This is a genomic window from Azospirillum sp. TSO22-1, from assembly GCF_003116015.1.
GTDB lineage: Bacteria > Pseudomonadota > Alphaproteobacteria > Azospirillales > Azospirillaceae > Azospirillum.
This window is the reverse complement of record NZ_LGQZ01000232.1, coordinates 1-8,258: the sequence shown is the minus strand read 5'-3', so window position 1 is coordinate 8,258 and position 8,258 is coordinate 1. Positions and strand designations below refer to the sequence as shown.

7 protein-coding genes are annotated in these 8,258 nt (G+C 72.6%); 5 read left to right on the top strand and 2 right to left on the bottom strand.

Going from position 1 to position 8,258, the window contains the following annotated elements; all coding sequences use genetic code 11:
* From TSO221_RS34525 to TSO221_RS34515, 3 genes are all read left to right on the top strand, one after another.
* A partial coding sequence (locus tag TSO221_RS34525) for a flagellin (protein ID WP_282187872.1) occupies positions 1-225 on the top strand: 225 nt, incomplete at its 5' end.
* Between the two features lie 124 nt (positions 226-349).
* On the top strand, positions 350-727 hold the full coding sequence (locus tag TSO221_RS34520; RefSeq protein ID WP_109122961.1) for a flagellar biosynthesis regulator FlaF: 378 nt from the start codon (positions 350-352) through the stop codon (positions 725-727).
* 34 nt (positions 728-761) lie between these two features.
* Positions 762-4,145, top strand: a complete 3,384-nt coding sequence (locus tag TSO221_RS34515; RefSeq protein WP_109122960.1) for a tetratricopeptide repeat protein — start codon at positions 762-764, stop codon at positions 4,143-4,145.
* Here TSO221_RS34515 and pseG read toward each other — a convergent pair.
* Positions 4,142-5,188: a UDP-2,4-diacetamido-2,4,6-trideoxy-beta-L-altropyranose hydrolase gene (gene pseG / locus TSO221_RS34510; RefSeq protein ID WP_158284310.1), complete on the bottom strand. Its 1,047-nt coding sequence runs from the start codon at positions 5,186-5,188 to the stop codon at positions 4,142-4,144. The two genes, TSO221_RS34515 and pseG, sit on opposite strands and share 4 nt — an antisense overlap.
* Before the next feature lie 158 nt (positions 5,189-5,346).
* On the opposite strand from pseG, the gene TSO221_RS34505 reads away from it, so the two are divergent.
* Positions 5,347-5,868: an RT0821/Lpp0805 family surface protein gene (locus TSO221_RS34505; RefSeq protein WP_109122958.1), complete on the top strand. Its 522-nt coding sequence runs from the start codon at positions 5,347-5,349 to the stop codon at positions 5,866-5,868.
* Positions 5,869-5,979: 111 nt separating this feature from the next.
* The gene (locus TSO221_RS34500; RefSeq protein ID WP_247878408.1) at positions 5,980-6,798 is read left to right on the top strand and encodes a PP2C family serine/threonine-protein phosphatase; all 819 of its coding nucleotides are present in this window, start codon (positions 5,980-5,982) and stop codon (positions 6,796-6,798) included.
* Here TSO221_RS34500 and TSO221_RS34495 read toward each other — a convergent pair.
* On the bottom strand, positions 6,795-7,766 hold the full coding sequence (locus TSO221_RS34495) for a DUF4384 domain-containing protein (protein WP_146209009.1): 972 nt from the start codon (positions 7,764-7,766) through the stop codon (positions 6,795-6,797). The genes TSO221_RS34500 and TSO221_RS34495 overlap by 4 nt on opposite strands.
* Positions 7,767-8,258 lie beyond the last annotated feature (492 nt).

Below are 8,258 nucleotides of genomic sequence, written 5' to 3'. Positions count from 1 at the left end.
GTGCTGAACACGCTGGGCGCCGACTCCCGCCGCCTGGACGCGCAGATCAAGTTCAACTCGTCCATGCAGGACGCCTTGACCAGCAGCTTGGGCGCCATCGTGGACGCCGACCTGGCCAAGGAGAGCGCGAACCTGCAGGCGCTGCAGATCAAGCAGCAGCTGGGTGCGCAGACCCTCGGCATCGCCAACCAGGCGCCGTCGATCCTGCAGAGCCTGTTCCGCTAACCGCCTCCAAACGGGCCGGCCCTCGGGTCGGCCCGTTTTCTATTTTTCGGCCTTAACCATAAATAAACCATCGCATGTAGGAATTGAGGTCCGTGGGCTTTGACCCGGGACGATGGAGTGAGTGATGCTGCGGACGAAGAATCCCTATCAGCAGGTTCAGCGGGCGAGCGAGACCCAGAGGGATTTCGAGCTGCGGGTCTTCCGGCAGGTGACCTTCGCGATGCAGAAGGCCCATCAGGAGAACGACACCATCGGTCTGGTGCGCGCCGCGACCAACAACTACCTGCTCTGGCAGACGCTGCTGAACGACGTCACCAGCGACGACAACAAGCTTCCCCGCGACCTGCGCCGCAGCATCGCCATCGTCGCCAAGGCGGTGAGCAAGGAAATCGACGAGAACATCAACGGCACCCTCGACGTCGACTTCCTCGTCAACATCAACAACAACATCATCGACGGCCTGGCGACCACCCCGCCGGGCGTGCCGACCGACGTCGTCTGACAGCCCGCCGCACCCTCCGCTGGCTGGGCGTCCCATGTCTCCCCTCGTCACGGCCATCCTGATGCAGGCACAGCGCGTTGCCACCGTGGATCCGGTGGCGGCGCTCGATCTGTGCGACCGCATCGGCGATCTTGCGGCCGAGCGGGACGACTACTGCCTCGTGCGCGGCGAATGCCATCTGGCGGCCGGCGACCTGGACGCCGCCCGCTTCTGGATCGCCCGCGCGGCGGCGCTCGGCAGCCTCGACCCGGCCGGGCTGATCGCGCTGGCCCGCTTCCACAAGCGCACCGGCGACCACGCCCGCGCCGCGGCGGTCCACCGCGCCGCGCTCGCCTGGCTGCCCGACGCCGCCGTGCTCTACAACGGCCTCGCCAGCGCTGAGTTGGAGCGCGCGCCGCCGCAGGCGGACGTTGCGGTCCGTCGTGCGCTCCGGCTCGATCCGACGCTGCCGGAGGCGCTGAGCAACGCCGGTGCGCTGGCGCAACGCCGCGGCGACCGCGACGGCGCGCTGGAGCGGCTGCGCGGTGCGCTGGTGCAGGATCCGGCGCTGGCGCCGGCGCTGGTCAATCTGGGGACCGTCCTGCAGGCGTGCGCCCAGCCCGATGCGGCGCAGGCGGTGCTGCGCCGGGCGTTGCGGCTCGCCCCGGACAGCTGTCCGGCGCTGAACACGCTGGGTGTCGCCGCTTTGTCGCAGGGCGACCTGATCGCCGCCGATTCCTGGTTCCGCCGCGCCGTCGCCGTCGCCCCGACCTACTCGGAGGCGCTGTTCAACCTGGGCTCGCTGCGGCTCGGCCTGGGGGACGTGGCGGGCGCGCGCGCCATCTACGAGCGCGCGGAGTCCGACCGCTTCCGCGCGCTCGGCCTGTTCAACGCCGGCATCACGTGCATCGGCGAGGAGCGCTTCGAGGAGGCGGCCTCGGCCCTGCGCGCCGCGGTCGCGACCAGCCCCGGCGACGCCGCCATGCGCAACCAGCTCGGCGTCGCCCTGGCCAACGCGAAGCGGCCCGGGCCGGAGGCGCAGCGCGAGGCGTTGCGCGCCATCCGCACGGCCGTCTGCCTGGCGCCGGAGGTGCCGGAGTACAGCTACAACCTGGGCCTCATGGCGGACAAGGCGGATGAATCGCTGCGCGCCTATGCCCGCGCCCTGCGGCTCGACTTCCGCTCGCCGGCGCTGGCGTGGTCGGGGATCGGCGTGACCAAGCTCCGGGCCGGCGACGCCGAGGGCGCGGTGGGCGCGCTGAGGACATCGCTGGCGCTGGCGCCCGGCGACCAGCGCACCTATTCGAACTTCGGCGCCGCGCTCCAGCAGGCCGGCAAGCCGGAGGACGGGCTGGTGGCGCTGCTGCGGGCCTTGCGCTGCGTCAGCGCGGCACCCGAGGCGGTGATGCTCAACCTCGGGCAGGCCTATCTGACCCGGCGCGAGATCGAGACCGGCGCGGCGTACGTCCGCTGCGCCCTGGCGCACAAGCCGGACCTGCCGGTCGCGCTGTTCTGCCTCGGCTACTCCCACCTGACGCGCGAGCGCCCGGTCGAGTCGGAGCGCCACTTCGCCCGCGCCGTGCGGGTCCTGCCCACCTACTGGCTGGCCTGGAACAACTACGGCGCCGCGCTGCACCAGCAGGGCCGCTTCGACGAGGCGGTGGCCTGCTTCCGCGAGATCGTCAGCGACGACCCGAACTACGCCACCGCGCACTTCAACCTCGCCATCGTCTACGAGAGCAAGAAGCGCCTGCTCGACGCGGAGCACTGCTACCGCCTCGCCCTGCAGCACGATCCGGAGATGACGGCCGCCGCCAACAACCTGGGCGTCCTGCTGCAGCGGAACGGCCGGCTGGAGGAGGCGCTGGAGGTGTTGGGCCAGGCGCTGCGCGCCGACCCGCTGGCGCCGGGCGTGCACAGCAACCTCGGCAACCTGAACCAGCGGCTCGGCCGGCTGGACGAGGCGGTGCGCTGCTACCGCAACGCCGTGGCGGCGCAGCCCGACTACCAGCTCGTCCACTACAACCTCGGCAGCGCGCTGGTGGAGGCGGACGACCCGGCCGGCGGCCTGCCGCATTTCCGCCGCGCCGCCCGGCTCGACCCGGCCCACCTGTCGAGCCGCTACAACCTCGCCTGCGCGCTGCACCAGGGCTTCGACCTGGAGGGGGCGATCCCGCTGTACCGCGAGGTCGTCGCCATCGACCGCGCCCATTACCGCGCGCTCAACAACCTGGCGCTCGCCCTGCAGGGCACCGGGCAGGGCGCCGAGGCGCACGACCTGTTCGGCCGTGCCGTGCGGGTCGCCGCGGCGCAGGGGGCCGACGCGGCGTCGCTGGGAGAATTCTGCGCGCCGGACGCGGGGCGGCTCGACGACGTGCAGGATCAGGTCGCGGCGGCCGAGGAGCAGATCACCGCCGATTCCGGCTCGCTCCAGCAGCCCGCCACCGGCGCGCTCTTCCCGGCTGCGGTGTGGAACAAGTCGCTGCTCGAACTGGCGATGGGGAACCTGGCGTCGGGCTGGGACGGGTACGAGTTCCGCTGGTTCAACGGCACCTCCGAGAACAGCCGCGGCTACCGCCAGCCGCTGTGGGACGGCCGCGACCTCGCCGGCAAGCGCCTGTTCGTGTGGAAGGAACAGGGTATCGGCGACGAGATCATGTTCGCCTCCTGCGTGCCCGATCTCACCGCCTCGAACGCCCGCATCACGCTGGAGTGCTCGCCCAAGCTGCAGCCGCTGTTCCAGCGCTCGTTCCCCTTCGCCACCGTGGTGACGCCCGGCACCGTGCCGGACGCGGAGCGCGACGATTTCGACGTCCACCTGCCGATCGGCAGCCTGCCGCGCTATTACCGGCGCAGCCTCGCCGACTTCCCCGACCACAGCTTCCTGGTGCCGGATCCGCAGCGCGTCGCGTATTGGCGCCGCCGGCTGGAGGAGCTGGGGCCCGGCCCCTACGTCGGCATCTCCTGGCGCGGCCGGATCCAGACGGTCAGCCGCAGCCACCACTACACCCGCATCGAGGAGTGGGAGCCGATCCTCCGCGCGCCGGGCGTGGTGTTCGTCAACATGCAGTACGACGACGCGGCCGAGGAGACCGCCCGCATCCGCGAGGCGTACGGGGTGACGCTGCACACGCTGCCGGGAATCGACATGTGGAACGACCTCGACAACGTGGCGGCGCTGCTCAAGGCGCTCGACCTGCTGATCTCGGCCGGCACCGCGGTGATGTCGATCGCCGGCGCCGTCGGGCTGCCGACGTGGCTGCTGTGGGTCGACAACGTCGAGAACTGGCCCTGCCTCGGCACCGACCGCCTGCCCTGGTACCCGACCATGCGCCTGTTCAGCCGCACGCTGAAGCAGCCCTGGACGCTGGTCACCCAGCGCATCGCCGGGGAGTTCCAGGCGGTCCTGCCGACGCTCGGCAGGGCTTCGGGAGCTTAACCGCCGTCCCGCGGCGGGTGGCCGAGCAGCGCCTCCGCGAGTCGCTCCGCACCGCGCCCGTCCACCGCCCCCCGCATGGTCCGCGCCATGGCCGCCCGGCGCTCGGCATCGCGCCACAGCGCCGCCGCGGCCTCCGCGAGGTGTTCCGCACCGCCGGCGCCGCCGCGGACGTCCACCGCCACGGCCCAGCCCGCCGCTTCCGCGGCGCGGGCGCCCGGTGCCTGGTTGTCGGCCACCACCGCCAGCACCATCGGCACCCGGAAGGCCGCCAGCTCCAGCAGCGTGCCGCCGGCCGCGGCGACCGCCAGCCCGGCACGGCGCATCAGCCCGGCCATGTCGTGCGTGTCAATGTGCAGCGCCACGCACGGCCATGCCGCCGCGGCCGCCCGAACCGCGTCGAGCCGCGGCGCGCTGCCGCCGGCCACCAGATCGACACCGGTCGCATCGTCCAGCCGCGCCCGCACCGCCTTCAGGAAGGGGGCCGACAGCCCCGCCGGATCGGAGCCGCCGAAGGACACCAGCAGGCGGTCGCCGCCGGCCGCCTCTCCCTCCGCCGGCAGGCGCGCCGCCAGCTCGGCGCGCATCGGGAAATACGCCGGCCCGAGCAGCCGCCGCGCCTCCGGCGCAACCCGGCCGTAGGGCAGGGTGGCGGCGGCCGGGCCGGCGTTCGCCACGAGGTCGGCGGCGAGGTCGGGAAGCTCGGCCAGGTCGTCGAAGGCGAAGACCACCGAGGCGGCGCCGCGCACCGCGCGCCGCCACGCGCTGCCGAAGCCGTAGCCGTCGACCACCAGAGCCATCGGTGCCTCCGCCCGCAGCGCCGCCCGCACCGCCGCCGCATCCGCGTCCGACCCGGGCTCGGCGTCGATCGTGGCGACCGGGAAGCCGGCACCGTGCAGGCGCGCCTCCATCGGTGCGGTCAGGCGGGCGCACAGGAAGCGCACCGCCGCGCCGCGCGCCGCCAGCGCCTCGGCCAGCGCCAGGCAACGCATGACGTGCCCGGTTCCGATGTCCACGCCGGCATCGGCCCGGATGAGGACCCGCATCGCTTCCTGCCTCCCACGTTCCGCTGCGCCGAGAGTGGGCGATGCGCCGCCGGCCGTCCAGCGCCGTGACAAATCAGTGCCGCGCTTGCGCTTCTTGGAAGAGTCGGCCATCCATAACGTTCATCTTCGTGTCGCACGAGGCATAGCTGGGGACTTTCATGAAGACGCTCACTCGTTCCACCGCCGCGGCGCTCGGCGTGGCCATTCTGCTGTCGGGATGCGCGCAGCCCGGCCCCTACGGTTCTGCCGCGCCGGGCACCGGCATCGACGGTTTTGGCGCCAACAAGGCGACGGCCGGCACGGTTCTGGGCGGCGTGGTCGGCGGCCTCGCCGGTTCGCGCTTCGGCGGCGGCTCCGGCAAGCTGGTGGCGGTCGGCGTCGGCACGCTGCTGGGCGCGGCGCTCGGCAACATGGCCGGCAAGTCGCTCGACCGTGCCGACCAGGCCTACGTCCAGCGCGCCGAACAGCAGGCCTACGCCGCGCCGATGGGCGAAACGATCCGCTGGAACAACCCGCAGACCGGCAACTCTGGCACCTACACGCCGGTTCGCGACGGCTACGCCCCGAGCGGCCAGTACTGCCGCGAGTACCAGACCACGGTGGTGATCGGCGGCCAGCCGCAGAACGCCTCGGGCGTCGCCTGCCAGCAGCCGGACGGCAGCTGGCGCATCCAGGGGTGACCGGCGGCTGACCGGCCGCCGCGCCTCGTGCGGCATGGGGCGGAAAGCCGGTTGCGGTTTCCGCCCCGCGCCGTACCATAGCGCTCGCCTGTCCGTCAGCCGTGGACGTCGATGCACCAGCCCCCCTCTCTCGCCATGGCCACCGCCGGCCGCACCGACGTCGGCCGCACGCGGTCGCGCAACGAGGACAGCTTCGGCATCAGCGAGGACGCCGGCGTCGCGCTGGTGTGCGACGGCATGGGCGGCCATGCCGGCGGCGACGTCGCCAGCCGCACCGCGGCCGAGGCGATCATCGACTTCGTGTCGGAGTTCCAGGGCACCTCCGTCGCGCCGGCCAAGATCGGGCCCACCGGGCAGACCGACGGCGTTCCCGTGGCGGACGTCGGCGTGGGCAGCGCGGTGTCGGTGGTGCGCTCGGCGGTGCAGCTTGCCAACCAGCGGCTGCTGGAGCTGAATCGCGAGCGCGGCTTTCCGGACGGGCGCGGCATGGGCACCACGGTGGTCGGCCTGCGCCGGGTGGAGCCGGGCGACCGGCTGGTCGCCTTCCACGCCGGCGACAGCCGGCTCTACCGCCTGCGCGACGGCGAACTCCGCCAGCTGACGCGCGACCACAGCCTCTATCAGCATTGGCTCGACCAGGGCGGGCGCGGGCCGGCGCCGCAGCGCAACATCATCCTGCGCGCCCTCGGCACTATGCCGGATGTCGATCCGGAGATCGGCGTGCACGCGGTGCGGCCGGGCGACCTGTTCCTGCTGTGCTCCGACGGGCTGACCGGCATGCTGCCTGACGACAGCATCGCCGTCATCCTGCGGGCGGTGCCGTCACGCAGCCTGGACGAGGCGTGCGAGCGTCTGATCGCGCTGGCCAACGAGCGCGGCGGCCACGACAACATTACGGTCGTGCTCGCCCGCTTCACCGAAGCCGTTTAGGGCGCCCGCGTGGTGATGAACAGGGCGGCAGCCAGCGCGCCCTCGGTGGCCGGTCCGGCCAGGGCGCGCTGCAGCGCCGCCAGATAGGCCGCGGCCGGTTCGGCCTCCGGCCGCGGCGTCGGAAACAGCGGCGACGCGCTGGTCACGACGACGATCAGCTCCTGGCCGAAGGGCGGACCGATGGTCCAGAAGCGGGTCTTCCCGCTGCGCTCGCCGAGCCGGCGCGCGGCGCCCGGCTCCAGCGCCGCGGCGGGCTCCGACGGGTTGGGCAACAGGTGCACCACGCCGCCGTCCACCGTGAAGTAGTCGACCTGCACCGCTCCGGCGGCCGCCGTGCTGCGCAGGTCCAGCACGAGGTCCTGCCCGCCGGCGAGCGTGCCGTCCGGCACGGTGGCGACGCTGAGCGGCCGGCCACGCGCGGTGTTGGCGCCGCGCAGCGGTTCCGTCAGCAGCAGCGGCTCGCACAGCGTCGGGGAGGCGACGGCGACCGCCGGCCGCTGCGCGGCGCCCTCCGGCAACGCCTCGGCGATCCGTTGCACGCGGTCGGCGTCGTCGGGGCTGGTCACCGTGCCGGCGATGCGGACCGCGCCGTCCGTCAGTTCGGCGCGCAGGTCGGCGCAGCGGATGCCGGCCACCGCCGCTCGCACGCCGTCCAGCAGGGAGTCCGCGGTGACCGGCGGTTCCATGGGTGTCGGCGGTTCGGGGGGAGGTTCCGGCACCGGCTCGACCACCAGATTCGGGGGAGTAGGGGCCGGATCGGCAGGAGCCGGATCGGCTGGAGGGGCGGGAGCGGGTTCCTCCACCGGCGCTGCGACGGGCGGCGGCTCCTCGGATGGGGCCGGGATGGCGGCTGGCGGCGCGGTGGGGACCGGTGCGGCGACGGCTTGCGGTGCCTCAGAGGCCTTGCGAGCGCTAAAGCCGACGTAGCCGGTCATCGCCGCCGCGGCGAGCAGGGCGAGCACCGGCACGTTGCCGATGCGGAGCCCGCGGGCAGGCCTGGGAAAAGTGGGGTGTGGGTCGCTCACGTCGTCCGAGCGCCTCTCGTCAGCCGATGCGCCACTCTAGCCGCTTTCCGGACGCGGCCCAAGCGCCGTCGGACGTATGAAAAAAGCACTGGACAGGGGCCGCTGCGATCTCCTATAAGCCGCCTCCCCGTTGATGCGACACACGATCCGGTGCGGTGCGGCAAGATTGCCGGCTCAGCACACAAGGTGTCGTGGTGTGGTGCAACGGACTTCGGAGCAAGCAATCAGCAATGATCGCTCTGGTGTGAGGTTCCGCTGTCCTGGTGGCGTCTCAATATCTGGCGTGTTGCTTTGCCTGTTCTGCGGTCGGACTGAGGCTTGGCGGTAACGCCGGGCAGGGGTTGCGGGAAAACGCATCGCATCGAAATTTCTTCTTGACGCGGTGTGGTTGGTTGGTTAGGTTCTGGTCATCGCGACGGGGTGCACTGCTCCGGC

Bases quoted from the DNA above. Each gene is read 5' to 3' on its own strand.
- pseG (WP_158284310.1), bottom strand. From the start codon at position 5,188: ATGCGGGTCCTCATCCGGGCCGATGCCGGCGTGGACATCGGAACCGGG.
- TSO221_RS34520 (WP_109122961.1), top strand. From the start codon at position 350: ATGCTGCGGACGAAGAATCCCTATCAGCAGGTTCAGCGGGCGAGCGAG.
- TSO221_RS34515 (WP_109122960.1), top strand. From the start codon at position 762: ATGTCTCCCCTCGTCACGGCCATCCTGATGCAGGCACAGCGCGTTGCC.
- TSO221_RS34505 (WP_109122958.1), top strand. From the start codon at position 5,347: ATGAAGACGCTCACTCGTTCCACCGCCGCGGCGCTCGGCGTGGCCATT.
- TSO221_RS34500 (WP_247878408.1), top strand. From the start codon at position 5,980: ATGCACCAGCCCCCCTCTCTCGCCATGGCCACCGCCGGCCGCACCGAC.